We start from the raw sequence: 15376 nt of genomic DNA, 5'->3' as shown, positions 1-15376 counted from the left end.
GTAAATGACTACAATTATGAATCTTTTAAAAACTAGCCTAGCGCTTGCCATCAGTTTGGTTGCAACGTCTTCTATGGCAAACAGCTTGGATCAAGCTCAATCAATTCAAAACAAGACCAATAACGCGTCGGCTTCGAGCCAAAAGGTTATTGATAAAAGCTCACAAGCGACTTTAATGCTGCAAGCTGAGATTGAGCGTCTGCAAGAAGAAGTTAAAAACCTAGAAATCTATCACGATCACCTTGCTGCATTAGTTGAGAGCCAAAACCAAGAAGCTCAAAGCATTGAAGAGCAGATCGAAGAAATCAAATACACACGCCAAGGTGTTGTGCCATTGATGTATCAAATGATCGATGGTCTTGAACAGTTGGTAGAGAAAGACGTGCCGATTAAGAAAGAACAGCGTCTAGAAAGAGTAGAAAAGCTACAAGCAATGATGACTCGTGCTGATGTGAGTGATGCTGAGAAATACCGCCGTATCCTAGAGGCATACCAAATCGAGATGGACTACGGCATTAAGTTGGGTGTTTACCAAGGTCGTGTCGCATTGGCGAGTGATAAAACAATCGAGGCAGATGTTCTGCACCTAGGTCGTATCTCTTTGGTGGCTCGTAACCTAAATGGCAGCCAATATTGGTCTTGGAATCAAACACAAAATCAGTGGCAAGAGCTAGATTCTTCAATGAAATCTGAGCTAGATAAAGCTTACGACATTGCAAGCCAACAAGCGGCGCCAAGCCTAATTACTTTACCTGTTTCTTTAACTGTTGCGGAGGTTAAGTAATGAACTTAAAGCCATTAGCAGCATTGCTTTGCATTACGTCTATTTCATTTTCAGCTTTCTCTGCATCAGATACGACGGCTCAGCTAGTTAATAAAGCAAAATCAGAGAGTCGAACTCAAGCTTCTCACAACGTAGTGCGTGAAGCTGATTTCAAAAAGACAGAACAAGAACTGAAAGCGATCAAAGCTCAGCTTGAAGCGAAGCGTACGTCTATCCAAGGTGCGACAGATGTTCTGACTCAAACGTTCAGTGATAACGAAAACAAGCTTGCTCGCTTAGAAGAGAAGCTGCGTTTAGAAACCGGTAGCTTAGGCGAGCTGTTCGGTGTCGTTCGTCAAAACGCAAAAGAACTCGGCGCAGAGCTTAGCTCAACCGTGAATAGTGTTGATCGTGCTGAACACACTGCAACTGTTGATCAAATCATTGATGCTAAATCACTGCCTTCAATGCCACAGCTGACCGGTTTGTGGATGAGCATGGTTGAACAGATCCAAGCGAGCTCTGAGCTTAGCAAATCTCAAATTGCATTCATTAATGGTGAAGGCAATACAAACAAGGTTGACGCTTACCGACTAGGTTCGATTGGTCTTGTGACAGAGCAAGGCTATGTTAGCTGGAACACTCAGCGTGAAGATGCGATCGCTTACCTTAAGCAACCACAAAATGGTCCAACGTTAGCGTCACTTTCTTCGTTAGCGAATGGTGAAGTATCTAACGTGGTTGTCGATCCTTCTCGCGGGTTTATGCTAGAGCAATTAGCACTTACGCCAAGTTTAACTGACCGTCTACAAGCGGGTGGTGTGGTTGGTAAAGTGATTCTTGGCCTACTAGCTATTGGTCTAATCATCGCATTAGTTCGTGGTGTCTCTCTTGCTATCGCACGCCAGAAAATTCGCGCGCAACTTAAGAACCCTGAGCAAGCGGGTGATAACCCACTAGGTCGTGTTCTTGCGATGTACAACAAGGAACAAAACCAAACGGTTGAAGCATTAGAGTTGCGACTTTTAGAAGCGGTAGTTGATGAGCAGACTCACCTAGAGAAAGGTCTATCGATGCTTAAGCTATTGGCGGCACTAGCACCAATGTTGGGCCTTTTAGGTACAGTAACCGGCATGATCGAAACATTCCAAGTGATCACTCAGTTTGGTAATGGCGACCCTAAAGTTATGGCGGGTGGTATCTCGATGGCGCTTGTAACTACGGTACTTGGTCTGGTTGCGGCAATGCCTCTTCTACTGGCACACAACATTCTTAGCACTCAAGCAGAAAACATTCGCAATATTCTTGAGAAGCAAGGTATTGGTCTTGTTGCTGAGCAGGCTGAAAAGACCGTTGAATCAAACGCTGTTGTTTCACCAGTTGGGACTGCTGCGTAATGGATATTTTGTCGGGTTCTCTATTACCAGCGAGTTGGTTAACGAGTGACTGGCTGCTGTCTTTATCAAGCTTTATGGAGCAGGGCGGTTTCGTCCTGTGGTGGCTAGCGGCTGTCGTCCTAGTGTATTGGGTGCTTGTGGTAGAACGTGTGCTTTATCTTGCGTTCTACTTTCCTAAGCAACGCCAAGCTTGGATAGCGAAATGGCATGAAAGAGAAGATCACTCTTCTTGGCATGCCAAAGCCATTCGTGAAGGTTGGTTAGGGCAAGCGAGTATCTTGCTTAACCAAAACTTGAATTTTATTAAGTTGTTAGTCGCTATTTGCCCGATGTTGGGCTTGCTAGGCACTGTAACCGGTATGATCTCTGTTTTTGATGTTATGGCGACACAAGGCAGCAGTGACCCTAAATTGATGGCTTCAGGTATCTCGTTAGCAACACTGCCAACCATGGCAGGCATGGTTGCAGCGTTAGCGGGCATGTTCGTTCACGCTCGCTTAGCGAAAGTATGTAACCGCTTAGAATTGAAATTAGAAAAATCTTTAAGGAGTCAACGATGAGACTCGGTCGACGTCATTCTAAAAACGAAGAGGCTCAAATAGACCTTACTTCGATGCTTGATATTGTCTTTATCATGCTTATTTTCTTTATTGTGACCAGTTCATTTGTTCGTGAGTCAGGGGTGGAAGTCAATCGCCCACAAGCTTCTAACGTAGTAAGCCAAAAGGATGCAGGCATCTTTGTTGCGATTACTTCTGCAAACGACATTTTCATCGACAAGCGTGTCGTAGATGTTGAACGTGTCCAAGCGACGTTAGAGCACTTGTTGCTAGAACAACCTGATGCTTCTTTGGTTATTCAAGCGGATGAACACGCTTACAACGGTACTGTTGTTAAAGTGATGGATGCCGCGAAAGGTGCAGGTGTTAAAAACATTGCGCTTGCTGCTGATAAGCGATGATCTTGGAGGATCTTCATAAATGATTCGCCTATTTCTTGCTTTACCGCTAGCGGGCGCGTTGGGCTTAGCGCTGTTTTCTTTCATGGCTTGGATGGTCGATAATGGCCACCAACGTTCACCAGACGATAGCGAGACGTTAAGTTTCAACATGGTAATGGTGGAACAAGAACAAGAAGTTCAAAGAAGACAACGCGCAGTCCCTGAAAAACCAGAAATGCCAGAGCCGCCACCGGAAGCGCAAACGTCTCAGTCACAAGCTGAAGTTACGCCTCTGAATTCGATGTCTTCTTTGCCTTCATTGGATTTGAATACATCCATTGACGGCCTAGCGATTAACGCGCCGACATTTTCTGATTTTGGGTCAAACCAACAAGCAATGCCTCTGTATCGAGTAGAACCTCGTTACCCACCTAAAGCGCTGAAGCGTGGCGCTGAAGGCCATGTGATAATGTCTTTTACCATCGACGAAACGGGACGCCCAATTGACATTCAAGTCACTGACGCAAACCCACGTCGTATGTTTGAACGTGAAGCGATGAGAGCACTTAAAAAATGGAAATATCAACCAAAAGTCGTCGATGGAAAAGCGATAGCTCAGGTTGCTCAAACCGTGAAACTAGAGTTTAAGTTGGCAAAATGATGAAACAGATATGGATATTAGTGGGCTTGTTGTTAATGCCCCTTACAACACAAGCGCAAGAGCTAACCCAATATACTGCTATTCGTGTTCAAAAGGCGCATAAGCTTGCTCAAGATGAACAGGTTAAACAGGCGATTGATGTACTCGCAGGCTTGGAGCTTTCTAAAGGTTACGACAAAGCATACGTAGCTCGTATGTTGGGTGTGTTTTACTGGCAAGATGGCAAAACTGACGCGGCGATTAAGCAGCTCACTTATGCCGTCGATACGAATTTGTTAGTCGATGAGCAAGCTTGGATAACGAAGCGTATGCTGGCTGATTTGTTGTTGAACGATCAGCAGTTTAAAAACGCGCTTCCGCACTACTACGAGTTAGTGAAAACAGCGCCTGAAAAGGAAAAGAAAGACGCGCTTTGGATGCGAATTGCACAAGCTGAATACCAAATTGAAAACTGGTCGAAAGTCCTAGTGGCCATCGGTAATCACGACAAGTTCAATTCAAAACCAGAGTTATCACCTCTATCGCTAAAACTGGGCGCACAGCTTCAGTTAAAGCAGTGGAAACAGTCGATTCCTACACTGGAAAGCTTGATTGAACTTCAACCCGAGAAAGATAACTGGTGGCGTCAACTGGTTGGTATTCAACTTAGGTTAGATCGTAATCGTGATGCATTGAACACGTTAGCACTGGCTGATCTACAAGGTGTTGAGCTGAAGAACTCAGATCGCCGCTTGTTAGCGCAGCTTTACGCGAAACGTGGCATTCCAGAGCGCGCAGCACAAGAAATTAGTAAGTTAGATGATGCGAACAGCGATGTTCAACTTCTGGCTGAGCAAGCAACCTACTGGCAGTTAGCGAAAGAGTGGGACAGTGCTATTGAAGTGTGGACGTTAGCGTCTAGAAAAGACACGCAATATCATTGGAATGTGGCTCAGTTACTGGTTCAACAAGGTTACTACGATCGTGCTCTGGTTGTTTTGGATAAAGTGAAAGACAAGAACAAGCAAGCTGATGTTGCTTTAGCGAAAGTACGTTCATGGTACAAGCTAAAGAATCTTGATAATGCTCTTGCTCAAGCGAAACGTGCGAACAACATTGAGCCTTCTTCTGAAGCAAAAGGTTGGATTAAATATCTGACTCAGCTAAGAACGGTTAGTGATAACGGCAACGTCTAACTGCTGTTAACGCAAAAGAAGACAAGAGAAAGAAGTAAATAGAAAAGGGTGTCATTTGATGGTTCAAATGACACCCTTTTTAATTTTTGGCGGTTAAAGCTTTTTGAACTTTATCGTTCCAGTACGTCAGTTAAGGCTCGCACATCGTACCGCGGGACGTCGCACTTTGAATCACGCCGCTGGTATCAGCAACCCAATTAATAGTGCAGTCACGATAAGGGTTTTTGAATGCGTGTACTGTATAACCATTGTCTAACGGCTTCTTGGTTTCAATCCAAGCATAGTTTCGAGACGCCCAAAAACTGATAGGGCGTGAGCGTTCGGTGAGATAACGTTCTTGTACATCGGTTATGTCTGAACCGATGTATTGTTGAATATGTTCTTCCGTGCTGGTTATTTGGCTGGTACACGCTGTTACGAGCGCTGTAAAAGCCAAAACAATAATACGCATTTCAAAATCCCTTTAAGCCTTATTAGCTATCGTTAAATCGGTTACTAGTCTGTATTTAACAAACCGCATCAACCGAAGAGTCCGCCGTTTGTGTATGATCTTCAAAATGTTCCAAAGATCAAATAGCTCCGAAGGTTAATAGTTACGAAGCTTAAATAGTCCCAACTTTCATTCCTTAAAGCCACAATTGCTACCTTAAACCAACCTCAATCAAGCATGTTTATATTGAGATTTTTTGAGGTTTGACCTTACTATCGATGACCTCAAATACAAGCTATCCATTCCCTTTAGTACACGTTAGCAAGAATATGCATACAGTTCGATTACTTCCCATGTAATGTTATGTAAATTTTCTTACGCCGCTCGGCAAACGTAAACAATGTAAATTGAATGCCAATACGAATGATTATCAACTAAATTGTCGCCATAAAATTTATAGGTATTGGTTTGTATGTCGTTAAAAAGTAGGGCGGTTCAGTCATGGTCTCGTCGACTTCATGTTTATATTTCTATGGCTCTTCTGTTCGTGGTTCTTTTCTTCTCAGTGACAGGTATAACCCTGAACCGACCTGAGTTATTTGAATCAAGCCAACCCAATATCCAACGCTCTACGCTAACGCTTCCTACTAGTTTATTTACGATCCAAGACGGCCGTTTAAAAGCTGACGAGACAGCCTTTGAAACGTTTCTGTTTGAAGAAGCTAACCTCTCCGGCGTTCCTTCAGGTTTGGACATCTACGCAGAGATCGAAGACGGTGAGTTACTCATCGGTGAAGTGTCTATGGACTTCAAAGGACCGGGCTACAACGCTTCCGTGTTTGTTGACGTTACGTCTGAATTTGTAGAAGTCGAAACCACGAATTACGGCGTTATCGCATTGTTGAACGATCTACATAAAGGTCGTAACAGCGGTGAAGTATGGAAATGGTTTATCGATATCACTGCGCTACTGATGATCTTCTTTGTGCTTACTGGCGTGTGCTTACTGTTACCTAAGAAAAAAACACTCAATACCTCCATTAAATGGACGGTGTTTGGGTCTGCAATCTCACTGGTTATCTATTTTGTCGCCGTACCTTAACCCTTAATTAGCTTGATGAAGTGGGTTGATGAATCAGCTTGAAGAACGAATTAAAGGTTAAACGGATTTAAAAGGTTGTTAAACATGAAAAAAATGAACTGGAGCAAGGCGCTTCTTGCTTTATCTCTTTTGCCAAGCCTAGGTATGGCACAAGCGATTCCTGATACGGTAAAACTGGATGTCAGCTTTGAGCTTCCAAAGATTGATACCTCTATGTATGCACGTCCTTATGTGGCGGTGTGGGTAGAGAATAGCGAACGAAAGTCAGTGAAAACCATCGAGCTTTGGGTCGGTAAAGACGAATGGCTTAAGGATCTGCGCAGCTGGTGGAGAAAGGTTGGCCGTTACGATCGTGAACTGGTTGATGCTGTGACGTCTGCAACACGTCCTGCTGGCCAGTACCGTTTCGTGTGGGATGGTAAGAGCGACAGCGGTGAAACGTTAGAACAAGGCGAGTACACGGTTCATATCGAAGTGGTTCGTGAACATGGTGGCCGTAACTACCTTCGCCAAAAAGTATCACTCACAGATTCAAACGTATCTTACGAATTAAAAGCAACGGAAGAGACGGGTGAAATCACCCTGAACTACATCGCTAAATAGTAAGTGCGAACAGTAAAACCAAGCTGAACAGAATAGACAGTGGTCATCGTAGGCTCAGATAGAGCAACACGGCTAACAATTATAAATAATGGAATTGAACATGATGAAACAGACAAAAATCAAAGCACTTGCTCTAGCGGGTGTGATGGCATTCGGCCTAGCAGCAACGACAACGGCACAAGCTCACCCACGCTGGATTTTGCCATCACACTTTACCGTATCGAAAGAAGGGGGTGATTGGCTAACGTTCGACGTGACTGCGTCTCACGGTACGTTTGTTTTTGATAAACCTGCAGGCAGTGAAAATGCACATGTCATCATGCCTGATGGCCGCAGCGAGCGTCCTAACTTCGTTATTCGTGGCAAGCGTCGTTCAATCTTCGACTTCTATTTTGAAGAAGAAGGTACACACAAAGTGGCGATCAACAACCAGCCGTCTTACTACACGCAATACAAAGCGGGTCGCCGTGACACGGTGAAGTGGATTAAAGCAAACAAAGCTGAGCGTGACTCAGTTCTGCCTGAAAAATCACGTGACGTGGTAACGCAGATCAGCTTCACTCGTGCAGAAAGCTACATCACGGTAGGTAAGCCAACGGATTCAGTGTTCAAAATTGAAGGCAAGCTTCTAGAAATGAAGCCTGTGACACACCCTTCAGATATCGTTGAAGGCGAACCTGTGACATTCCAGTTCTTCTACAACGGTGAAATCCAGAAAGACGTGAAAGCGGAGATTACTCGTGAAGGTACGCTTTACCGCAACCACCAAGAGCAGATTGATGTGGTGAGTGATGAGAACGGTGAAATCACGTTTACTCCAGACGTAGCAGGTCGTTACGTAATGAAAGCGAACTACAAAGGTGAGTTGATTGACAACCCACTGGCAGACAAAGCAAGCGCGAACGTTCACCTAACGTTCGAAGCGCTGCTTCAATAGTCTGTGATATCGGGGCTAGATCCCTGATTAAGAATCAAAAAAACTTAAGGGCTCATTTGAGCCCTTTATCGCTCAGTTTACTTCTGAGAATTTGCACTGTGGCTAGGGTACGAACCATGACAATAAAAACAAAACTTAACGCTTTAATGACTCCTTGCTTAGCATTGGGACTTGGTTTCGCTGCATTACCTGCGCAAGCACACTTTCCACTGATGAGCTGCTGGTTTGAAGGTAAGACTGTTGCTTGTGAAGCGGGTTATTCGGATGGCAGCAAAGCGATTGATTACGCAGTTGAGATGTACGATTACGAAGACAACTTGATTGCAAAAGAGATGACAGATAAACGTTCTATCGTTGAATTCCCACATCCTGACACTGAGTTCTACCTTGTGTTCGATTCAGGTCATGAGTTTCCAGTTGAAGTTGATGTTGTAGAGATCAGTGAAAAATGATGATTCAAAGCGTACGTGCTGATACGGGCGGCAGAGAGGGCAAATGGGTAGGACTGATCATTGTGTTCATCCTTTGCTTTGCAACTGTCGCAATCCCATTTCATCAGGCTGAATCCCACGTTAAAGCAGTGCTTGATCATCAAATTCTAGTGACTGATGTTGAACAAGAAAACTTGGCGATGCTATCAGAGCTGCGTTTAGCGCATGAAGAAATCCGTGACCTGCGCATGGACTCAGATGGTGAATGGCCGAGTGTTGCATCACTTAAAGATGAATGGGTTGCCCCGTTTGTAGAAGATCAGAGTTGGAAGCGCAAAGGTTCTCATGCTTGGGTACTGGACGAGCGTGGTTATTACTTTTCTACTCCAAGTGAACAAGCTACGCCTACCGATCATGGTTTTGCGGATTCCTTTATTTTAAATGCGAACAGCGTTTCTCCTGAAATCTGGATCTTCTTGGGCGGTGTAGCGAAACAGCCCGCTACTTTTGACCAACACACGCTAGAGTCTACGGGTTGGAAAATGGTCGTGAACGAATCAGAAATTGAACAGCATCATGAAAGCGATGCTCACTAATAATAAGAGAATTACTATGCGAATTATGACTCTGTTCATGTCGTTATTAGCGGTGTTCATGGCACCCAATGCATTGGCAAAAGAATATAAGATCGACAGCAACAAGCTGACGATTGGTATCACGCTTCAACCTTACTACAGCTACGTAAAAGCAGTAGTAGGCGACAAAGTGAACATCCTTCCTTTGGTTGATGCCGGCTTTAATCCGCATAACTACTTGCCACAACCGAACGACTTGAAGAGATTGAGCCAGATGGACGCCATCGTGGTAAACGGTATTGGTCACGATGACTTCGCGCTTAAAGTGATTTCAGCCGCGCAACGTGATGACCTAGTCGTGATCGAAGCAAACAAAGAAGTGCCTCTACTTCCTGCTCTTGGTCAGTCTGTTGGTCAAGGTGCCGTTAACCCACATACCTTTGTTGGGCTTTCGACAACAATTCAAAAGGTTTACACCATCGCGAGTGAGGTCTCTAAGCTCGACCCTGACAACGCGGCTTTTTATCGTAAGAATGCACGTAAATACACAAAGCAATTTCGCTTTATGAAGCGCGATGCGATGTTGTCATTAGGTGAGTTAGATACTTCAGGTATGAAGGTGGCGACCACGCACAATGCGTATGGCTACATCCTTCAAGAATTTGGTGTGGATGTTGCGGCGGTGATTGAGCCTGCACACGGTGTTGAACCAAGTGCGAGCCAGTTGCAAGAAACGATCGAAAAGATCCGCGCATCGGGCATTGACGTGTTGTTCTACGAGCTAAACATGCCAAACCGTTTTGTTGACACGATTGAAGCGGAAACGGGTGTTCAGCTTTACCGTTTCTCTCACATGACGCATGGCGAATATGAAGACGACAAAGTCGAAGTTGAGATGCAGAAGAATCTCGAGACATTAATCGAAGCAATGAAATTTGCGGCGGCGAACCAAGCTAAAAGCGGGAACGCATAATGTTAGGTCCATCGATTTCAATCAATCAACTCGGTCTGCAATATGACAACAACGTCATTCTTGACGATATCTCACTAGAACTTAAAGCGGGTGAGTGCCATGTAATCATGGGGCCAAACGGCGGTGGTAAAACCTCTCTGCTACGCTCTGTTCTTGGTTTGACGCCTTTCTCTGGGCAAATCAATATTCATTGGCCAGAAAAGCCAAGTATCGGTTATGTTCCACAAAAAGCGACCTTCGAATCGAGCTTGCCTTTGACGGTCATGGATTTCGTGTTGCTTAACCAAACTCGAATTCCGCTATTTTGGCGTCGTAAGTCTAAGCAATTGGATCTTGCACTCGCACAATTAGATCGCGTTGGTATGGCTACTCGTAGCGACCGCCGCATGGGACAGTTATCGGGTGGTGAGCAGCAACGCGTGCTGTTTGCCCAAGCGCTATTAGATAACCCAAGTCTACTGGTGTTGGATGAACCAACCACGGGTATGGACGAGCAGGGCGTTCGTTATCTTGAATCGTTAATTCGTGAATGTGTTAGTGAAGGTCGTACGATCCTTGCGGTACACCACGATGTCACGGCAGTGCGTCGACTCGAAGCGAACGTACATGTTGTGAATCGATTCTTGGTTGATAGTGGCCCACACGAACAAGTCTTACACCCAAGTAAAATCGAGAGCCTGTTCCAGCACTACAGCAGTGGCTCTGCGATGACCAAATCGAAGGAGGTTGCGTAATGGATTGGTTACGACAACTAGCCATTAGTGGCGTGGAAGCGGGCTGGTTATCAGACAGTTTCATGTATGCCTTCATGGTCAATGCTTTGGTTGCAGCGTTACTACTTGGTCCTCTGTTAGGTGGTCTGGGTACTTTGGTGATTGCCAAGCGTCTGGCTTTCTTCTCAGAAGCCGTCGGCCACGCAGCGTTAACCGGTATCGCTATTGGTGTTTTGCTTGGCGAGCCACCAGAAAACCCAATTATTGGTTTGTTTAGCTTCTGTATGATCTTCGCGCTGCTTCTTCACTTTGTAAGAAACAGAACCAATGTGCCATACGATACTTTAGTTGGCGTTTTCCTTGCTTTAGCACTGGCAGTGGGTGCGGCGTTACTGATGTATGTTGCTCGTAAGATCAATATCCACATGCTTGAAAACGTACTGTTTGGCTCGATTCTTACGGTAACAGACCAAGACTTAGCGATTCTCGCAGGTAGTTGCGCGATCATCATCTTGCTCTTGATACCGACATTCAACCGCATTCTCCTGACTTGTATCAGCCCTGATATAGCTAAGGTTCGTGGTTACAACACCAGCTTTTACGATTACTTGTTTGTCATGATGATCACCTTAGTGACAATTGCGGCCGTGAAGATCGTAGGTGCAGTTCTAGTGGGTGCGTTATTGTTGATTCCAGGTGCGACCGCTCGATTGTTAACTAAACGTATGGGGAGCTTTGTTCTCTTGTCGGCATTACTCGCAACCATCGCATGTTTGGTTGGAACCGTGTTGCCTATGGAACTCAAACTGCCAGTGCCATCGGGCGCTTCAATCATCATCGTTTCTGCAACGTTTTTCCTAGCAGCAACGCTATACCGAATTGTAAGAAAGGCGTAATCATGACTTGTTTAATGAATCGTATCGCTAGCTCAGTAAAAGCAACGGCTCAAGTGAGTGTACTTGGTAGTGTATTAATGGCTGGTTCTTTGATGTCACTGAACGTGAATGCAGAAGACATCCTAACCAGTACACCTGTGACTTATGCATTGGCGACAGAGCTAACCAAAGGCACGGACATTACGACCGAATATCTACCACCTAAGCGCTACGGTATTGACCGTCTGCCGAATTGGTTTGGTACCAAGGGTGCGAGTAAAGTGCTTCAATCGGGTGAAAAGGCGACCGTTGCGGTAACGTTGTCATCGATCTGGCAAGCCGACCCTACGTTTGTATACGCAAGACAAAGCAATATCCGTTTAGTTGAGGTTGATGCCGCTCAAGCGATTACACCGCGTGCACAAGGCGTTGCTGCGCTTACATTGTCGAATGGTGATGTGTCTAAATACGCATGGTTAAACCCGACCAACTTAACACGTATGGCGGCGATTGTGGCTGACGACTTTAAGTTGTTGTGGCCTGCGCAAGCTGAAACGATTGATAGCAACTTACAACGTGTGATGTTGGATGTTCGTGAACTGATCAACAAGCAGCAAGCAGTATTGCTCGACAATGACGTAGATTCAGTATTGTTGCTTTCAGAAAGCTTGGAAGATTTCGCCTCTGGCAGCCAACTGTTTGTTGAAGAACGCATGTTCAAAGCTGAACTGGAATGGACAGAGCAGGACAAAGCCAAGCTTAAAGAGATGTTTTCGGAAGATGATGCTCTATGGTTAGTTACAGCGAAAAAGCCAAGCAACTTGATTAAATCATTGGTACCGAATGAGCGTATCTTGGTAGTGGATTCTGTTGATCGTTGGGGCAGAGCGGGAATCAACGCAAAAGCACCGTTTGCCCGTTGGGAAGTGCAGCCATTCAAAGGCTAACCAGCGCGATTAAAAATGGTAGGATCAAAAAAGCAGCCCAATTTGAGGCTGCTTTTTTGTTCTTGTCTGTTGGCTCTGAAAAGAGTGTCAGACAAGAGGACTGCGAGTATAAACTTACTCTGCAGCTTTTGTCTCTTCAGCTTCAACCGTTGCTTCTACTGAACCTTCAGCTTGCTCTTGAGCTGCTTTCGCTTGTTCTTCAGCTTCCATTTTTGCACGGTCAGCTTTAGAGATGTAGCGAGGCTTGTTGCTACTATGCAGTTTAGAATTCGCCTGTTTCTGCTTCTTTTTTAGAATTTGATTGATTTTTTTCTTACGGTTCATTGCTGCATAGCCTTGTATTTAGTTTAGGCGGTGGAGGATAATCATTTTAGCTCTAGAACTCAATATTTACATGGTATTCAGCAAGGAAAATATCACTATGCAGTCAGTCGAGACCGAACGTTTAAGATTAAGAATGATCACACCTCAAGATGCGGCGTTTATTCAACGACTATACAGCTCAGAAGATTTCCTGCGTTACATTGGTGATAAGGAAATCAACGACACTGAAAAGGCTGTCGAGTACATTGAAAACAACATTCTTAAGATGCATGAAGAGAAGGGTGTCTGTTTGTTGATGGTTGAAATCAAAGAAACTTCAACGCCAATTGGTATCTGCGGATTAATAAAAAGAGACACCTTAGCGTCGCATGATATTGGCTACGGGTTTGCTCCTGAGTTTTATGGTCAAGGCTTTGCCCAAGAAGCCGCGGAGGCGATAATTGAACAAGCTAAGCAGAATGCTGATATCGATCATTTAGTTGCCATCACTACCTCTGATAACATTCGAAGTATCACACTACTGACTAAGTTAGGCTTTGTGTTCGAGCGAGTTGAAGATGTGATAAGCGAAAGCGTTAATCTCAACCTGTACGGTTTCTCATTAGGTAATTAAAACATGTTCCAACATAACAATATTCTACAAGGTGAGCTCGCAACGGAGTACAAAACCGTTATTGCGATGGTGCACATCTATTGCAAAGATCACCACGGTGAAGTTCGTCAGAATAACGCGTTATGTGAGGAGTGTGAGCAACTGTTGCGTTACGCCGAAACACGACTGGATAGATGCCCTTATGGTGAAGCCAAACCGACCTGCAATAAGTGTCCGATCCATTGCTATAAGCCCGATCCAAAAGAGCAGATGCTATTGGTGATGCGCTATGCCGGGCCAAGAATGCTACTTAAGCATCCGATATTAGCGATTCGACATCTGATTCATGAGAAACGGAAAGTGCCTGAAAAGCCGTTGCCGAATGTGTCGAACCGCCATATCCGAATGAACAAGAAGTAAGTGGCGCTTTAAAGTAATTTCTAAAGAAATGCAAAAGGTCTGATTTCTCAGACCTTTTTTATGTAGATACGTTTTATCTAAGTTTGAATATAGCCAGGTAACTGAAACTTACGCCGCTTGAGGCTCTTCGTAGGTCACCGTTAGGTTGTTGATCCAGCGTCGGCTCAAGTAACGGTGTGAACAGATGGTCAATTTCACGACTTCTTCTACCAACATTAGACCATAGATGTATTTAAAGTCCCATTCAGCGACAAACGCGCCGTAAACACATACTGGAATGCCCACCATCCACATCGCGATGAAATCCATGCGAAGGCAGAACGCATTATCACCACCAGCACGAATAATACCGTTAATGATCACCATGTTGAGCATGCGAATCACGACCGCAAAGCACATGATCATCATCGCAGGTGAAGCAAGCGGGTATAAAGCGTCTTTGGTCAGGTTTAGCCATGACAGAACGTGCTCTTTACCCATAAACAATAGCAAGCCTACAACCGCACCAAAACCAACCACGGCTTTGATGAACGTCAGACCCATACTCATAGCGTCATCAAACTCATCACGACCGAGTGAGTGACCAAGCAACACGGAACACGCTACAGAAATACCAAAGAATATCGAGTAACACAGCGACTCAAAAGGCGCGAGCATAGAGAACACAGCAAGTTCCGTTGTGCCCATGTGACCGAAGATCATTTGGTATGCCATAGTACCCATTGCCCATAACACGGCATTCATCGTTAGTGGCAAAGCAATACGACGGTAAGATAGCCACAATGATGGACGATGTGGTGAGCTAGGCGTGGTTAACAACCAATGTTTACGCATGCGCATGTAGCTATACATCAAGCCGACTTGAATTGCGCGAGCGAGTGCCGTCGCCAGTGCTGCACCTGCTACGCCCATAGCGGGAATACCAAAGGCACCTTTGATTAGAACGAAGTTAAGCGCAATGTTGAGTGCAATGGTCACCGCGCCTAATAGCAGCGGGGTTACGGTGTCACCTGATGAGCGCATGCTTGCTTCTACCACGACGACAATGTGAGTCAGCAGTAGAACGGGGAAGCCATACCATAGGTAAGTCGCGCCAAGTTCAATCACGGTTTGATCGCTGGTTTGCAACATCATTAAAAACTGAGAACCAAGAGTGATGATTGCAGTAACAGGCAGCAGAACTTTTAAGCCAAACACCATTGCGATAGATGATACCGTTCGCGCGCTTTTTCGGTCGTTCTTTCCCCAGTATTGAGCGACTAATGTTCCGTTTGCTGAGGCCAACCCTGCCATAATCATAATAGCAACGAAGTGCCATTTTGATGCAATTCCCACAGCCGCAGCTGCTTCCATACCATAATCACTGACCATTAATACGTCAGCAAGGGCAAGAATAGCGACAAGCGCACTTTGTAAAGCAACAGGTAAACCCAGTTTAACGATACGAGGTAAGATGCTCTCTGGCTTGTTATTCATAGATGAGTTAGGGTTGATGTTAGTTGTCATAAGCTCTCCGAT

At 45.0% G+C, this 15376-nt stretch carries 20 protein-coding genes; 17 read left to right on the top strand and 3 right to left on the bottom strand.

Annotated features, from left to right (window positions below; genetic code table 11):
* The first annotated feature begins 16 nt into the window (after positions 1–16).
* From AB4493_RS16755 to AB4493_RS16730, 6 genes are read left to right on the top strand one after another with little or no spacing between them, the layout of a single operon-like run.
* Positions 17–784, top strand: a complete 768-nt coding sequence (locus tag AB4493_RS16755; RefSeq protein ID WP_372099399.1) for a DUF3450 domain-containing protein — start codon at positions 17–19, stop codon at positions 782–784.
* Complete coding sequence (locus AB4493_RS16750; protein WP_017069118.1) at positions 784–2160, top strand: MotA/TolQ/ExbB proton channel family protein; 1377 nt, start codon at positions 784–786, stop codon at positions 2158–2160. The genes AB4493_RS16755 and AB4493_RS16750 overlap by 1 nt, the downstream gene beginning before the upstream one ends.
* Complete coding sequence (locus AB4493_RS16745; protein WP_010429842.1) at positions 2160–2720, top strand: MotA/TolQ/ExbB proton channel family protein; 561 nt, start codon at positions 2160–2162, stop codon at positions 2718–2720. Before AB4493_RS16750 ends, AB4493_RS16745 begins: the two co-directional genes overlap by 1 nt.
* Complete coding sequence (locus tag AB4493_RS16740) at positions 2717–3121, top strand: biopolymer transporter ExbD (RefSeq protein WP_004739212.1); 405 nt, start codon at positions 2717–2719, stop codon at positions 3119–3121. The genes AB4493_RS16745 and AB4493_RS16740 overlap by 4 nt, the downstream gene beginning before the upstream one ends.
* A gap of 19 nt (positions 3122–3140) precedes the next feature.
* Positions 3141–3761, top strand: coding sequence for an energy transducer TonB (locus tag AB4493_RS16735; RefSeq protein ID WP_372155475.1), 621 nt, complete (start codon positions 3141–3143; stop codon positions 3759–3761).
* Entirely contained in the window at positions 3758–4936 is a 1179-nt protein-coding gene (locus tag AB4493_RS16730; RefSeq protein WP_372155473.1) for a tetratricopeptide repeat protein, read from the top strand. Before AB4493_RS16735 ends, AB4493_RS16730 begins: the two co-directional genes overlap by 4 nt.
* 130 nt (positions 4937–5066) lie before the next feature.
* On the opposite strand, the gene AB4493_RS16725 is transcribed toward AB4493_RS16730, so the two are convergent.
* The gene (locus AB4493_RS16725; RefSeq protein ID WP_136981834.1) at positions 5067–5387 is read right to left on the bottom strand and encodes a hypothetical protein; all 321 of its coding nucleotides are present in this window, start codon (positions 5385–5387) and stop codon (positions 5067–5069) included.
* A 451-nt stretch (positions 5388–5838) separates the two neighbouring features.
* Here AB4493_RS16725 and AB4493_RS16720 point away from each other — a divergent pair, with 451 nt between their 5' ends.
* The 9 genes from AB4493_RS16720 (at position 5839) to AB4493_RS16680 (ending at position 12522) form a co-directional block, all read left to right on the top strand.
* Complete coding sequence (locus tag AB4493_RS16720; RefSeq protein WP_136981835.1) at positions 5839–6468, top strand: PepSY-associated TM helix domain-containing protein; 630 nt, start codon at positions 5839–5841, stop codon at positions 6466–6468.
* Between the two features lie 84 nt (positions 6469–6552).
* Complete coding sequence (locus AB4493_RS16715) at positions 6553–7071, top strand: DUF2271 domain-containing protein (RefSeq protein ID WP_372155470.1); 519 nt, start codon at positions 6553–6555, stop codon at positions 7069–7071.
* 100 nt (positions 7072–7171) lie between these two features.
* Positions 7172–8008: a DUF4198 domain-containing protein gene (locus tag AB4493_RS16710; RefSeq protein WP_017062544.1), complete on the top strand. Its 837-nt coding sequence runs from the start codon at positions 7172–7174 to the stop codon at positions 8006–8008.
* Between the two features lie 116 nt (positions 8009–8124).
* Positions 8125–8460, top strand: coding sequence for a hypothetical protein (locus tag AB4493_RS16705; protein ID WP_017062543.1), 336 nt, complete (start codon positions 8125–8127; stop codon positions 8458–8460).
* Entirely contained in the window at positions 8457–9035 is a 579-nt protein-coding gene (locus tag AB4493_RS16700; protein WP_029235381.1) for a DUF6162 family protein, read from the top strand. The genes AB4493_RS16705 and AB4493_RS16700 overlap by 4 nt, the downstream gene beginning before the upstream one ends.
* A 16-nt stretch (positions 9036–9051) precedes the next feature.
* Positions 9052–9987 (top strand): metal ABC transporter solute-binding protein, Zn/Mn family, encoded by a 936-nt coding sequence (locus AB4493_RS16695; RefSeq protein ID WP_372155468.1) that lies wholly within the window; start codon positions 9052–9054, stop codon positions 9985–9987.
* Positions 9987–10721, top strand: coding sequence for a metal ABC transporter ATP-binding protein (locus tag AB4493_RS16690; protein WP_017070975.1), 735 nt, complete (start codon positions 9987–9989; stop codon positions 10719–10721). The genes AB4493_RS16695 and AB4493_RS16690 overlap by 1 nt, the downstream gene beginning before the upstream one ends.
* Positions 10721–11596 carry a metal ABC transporter permease gene (locus tag AB4493_RS16685; protein ID WP_065206162.1) on the top strand — a complete coding sequence of 292 codons (876 nt, stop codon included), beginning with the start codon at positions 10721–10723 and terminating at the stop codon, positions 11594–11596. The genes AB4493_RS16690 and AB4493_RS16685 overlap by 1 nt, the downstream gene beginning before the upstream one ends.
* Positions 11597–11598: 2 nt before the next feature.
* A complete protein-coding gene (locus AB4493_RS16680; RefSeq protein WP_017064558.1) occupies positions 11599–12522 on the top strand; it encodes an ABC transporter substrate-binding protein in 924 nt (307 codons plus the stop codon).
* A 114-nt stretch (positions 12523–12636) separates the two neighbouring features.
* Here the strand turns inward: AB4493_RS16680 and AB4493_RS16675 are convergent, their stop codons facing one another.
* Entirely contained in the window at positions 12637–12846 is a 210-nt protein-coding gene (locus AB4493_RS16675; RefSeq protein WP_017060973.1) for a DUF2986 domain-containing protein, read from the bottom strand.
* Positions 12847–12943: 97 nt separating this feature from the next.
* On the opposite strand from AB4493_RS16675, the gene AB4493_RS16670 reads away from it, so the two are divergent.
* Positions 12944–13459, top strand: a complete 516-nt coding sequence (locus AB4493_RS16670) for a GNAT family N-acetyltransferase (protein ID WP_017067858.1) — start codon at positions 12944–12946, stop codon at positions 13457–13459.
* A gap of 3 nt (positions 13460–13462) precedes the next feature.
* Complete coding sequence (locus tag AB4493_RS16665) at positions 13463–13858, top strand: nitrous oxide-stimulated promoter family protein (RefSeq protein WP_372155466.1); 396 nt, start codon at positions 13463–13465, stop codon at positions 13856–13858.
* 108 nt (positions 13859–13966) lie between these two features.
* On the opposite strand, the gene AB4493_RS16660 is transcribed toward AB4493_RS16665, so the two are convergent.
* On the bottom strand, positions 13967–15364 hold the full coding sequence (locus tag AB4493_RS16660) for an MATE family efflux transporter (protein WP_372155464.1): 1398 nt from the start codon (positions 15362–15364) through the stop codon (positions 13967–13969).
* Positions 15365–15376 lie beyond the last annotated feature (12 nt).

It is taken from the genome of Vibrio sp. 10N.222.55.A1 (assembly GCF_041473835.1).
GTDB classification, from domain to species: domain Bacteria; phylum Pseudomonadota; class Gammaproteobacteria; order Enterobacterales; family Vibrionaceae; genus Vibrio; species Vibrio crassostreae_C.
This window is presented reverse-complemented; position numbering and strand designations above follow the sequence as displayed.

Coding starts and splice junctions, on each gene's coding strand:
- AB4493_RS16755 (WP_372099399.1), top strand. CDS start 17: ATGAATCTTTTAAAAACTAGCCTAGCGCTTGCCATCAGTTTGGTTGCA.
- AB4493_RS16750 (WP_017069118.1), top strand. CDS start 784: ATGAACTTAAAGCCATTAGCAGCATTGCTTTGCATTACGTCTATTTCA.
- AB4493_RS16745 (WP_010429842.1), top strand. CDS start 2,160: ATGGATATTTTGTCGGGTTCTCTATTACCAGCGAGTTGGTTAACGAGT.
- AB4493_RS16740 (WP_004739212.1), top strand. CDS start 2,717: ATGAGACTCGGTCGACGTCATTCTAAAAACGAAGAGGCTCAAATAGAC.
- AB4493_RS16735 (WP_372155475.1), top strand. CDS start 3,141: ATGATTCGCCTATTTCTTGCTTTACCGCTAGCGGGCGCGTTGGGCTTA.
- AB4493_RS16730 (WP_372155473.1), top strand. CDS start 3,758: ATGATGAAACAGATATGGATATTAGTGGGCTTGTTGTTAATGCCCCTT.
- AB4493_RS16725 (WP_136981834.1), bottom strand. CDS start 5,387: ATGCGTATTATTGTTTTGGCTTTTACAGCGCTCGTAACAGCGTGTACC.
- AB4493_RS16720 (WP_136981835.1), top strand. CDS start 5,839: ATGTCGTTAAAAAGTAGGGCGGTTCAGTCATGGTCTCGTCGACTTCAT.
- AB4493_RS16715 (WP_372155470.1), top strand. CDS start 6,553: ATGAAAAAAATGAACTGGAGCAAGGCGCTTCTTGCTTTATCTCTTTTG.
- AB4493_RS16710 (WP_017062544.1), top strand. CDS start 7,172: ATGATGAAACAGACAAAAATCAAAGCACTTGCTCTAGCGGGTGTGATG.
- AB4493_RS16705 (WP_017062543.1), top strand. CDS start 8,125: ATGACAATAAAAACAAAACTTAACGCTTTAATGACTCCTTGCTTAGCA.
- AB4493_RS16700 (WP_029235381.1), top strand. CDS start 8,457: ATGATGATTCAAAGCGTACGTGCTGATACGGGCGGCAGAGAGGGCAAA.
- AB4493_RS16695 (WP_372155468.1), top strand. CDS start 9,052: ATGCGAATTATGACTCTGTTCATGTCGTTATTAGCGGTGTTCATGGCA.
- AB4493_RS16690 (WP_017070975.1), top strand. CDS start 9,987: ATGTTAGGTCCATCGATTTCAATCAATCAACTCGGTCTGCAATATGAC.
- AB4493_RS16685 (WP_065206162.1), top strand. CDS start 10,721: ATGGATTGGTTACGACAACTAGCCATTAGTGGCGTGGAAGCGGGCTGG.
- AB4493_RS16680 (WP_017064558.1), top strand. CDS start 11,599: ATGACTTGTTTAATGAATCGTATCGCTAGCTCAGTAAAAGCAACGGCT.
- AB4493_RS16675 (WP_017060973.1), bottom strand. CDS start 12,846: ATGAACCGTAAGAAAAAAATCAATCAAATTCTAAAAAAGAAGCAGAAA.
- AB4493_RS16670 (WP_017067858.1), top strand. CDS start 12,944: ATGCAGTCAGTCGAGACCGAACGTTTAAGATTAAGAATGATCACACCT.
- AB4493_RS16665 (WP_372155466.1), top strand. CDS start 13,463: ATGTTCCAACATAACAATATTCTACAAGGTGAGCTCGCAACGGAGTAC.
- AB4493_RS16660 (WP_372155464.1), bottom strand. CDS start 15,364: ATGACAACTAACATCAACCCTAACTCATCTATGAATAACAAGCCAGAG.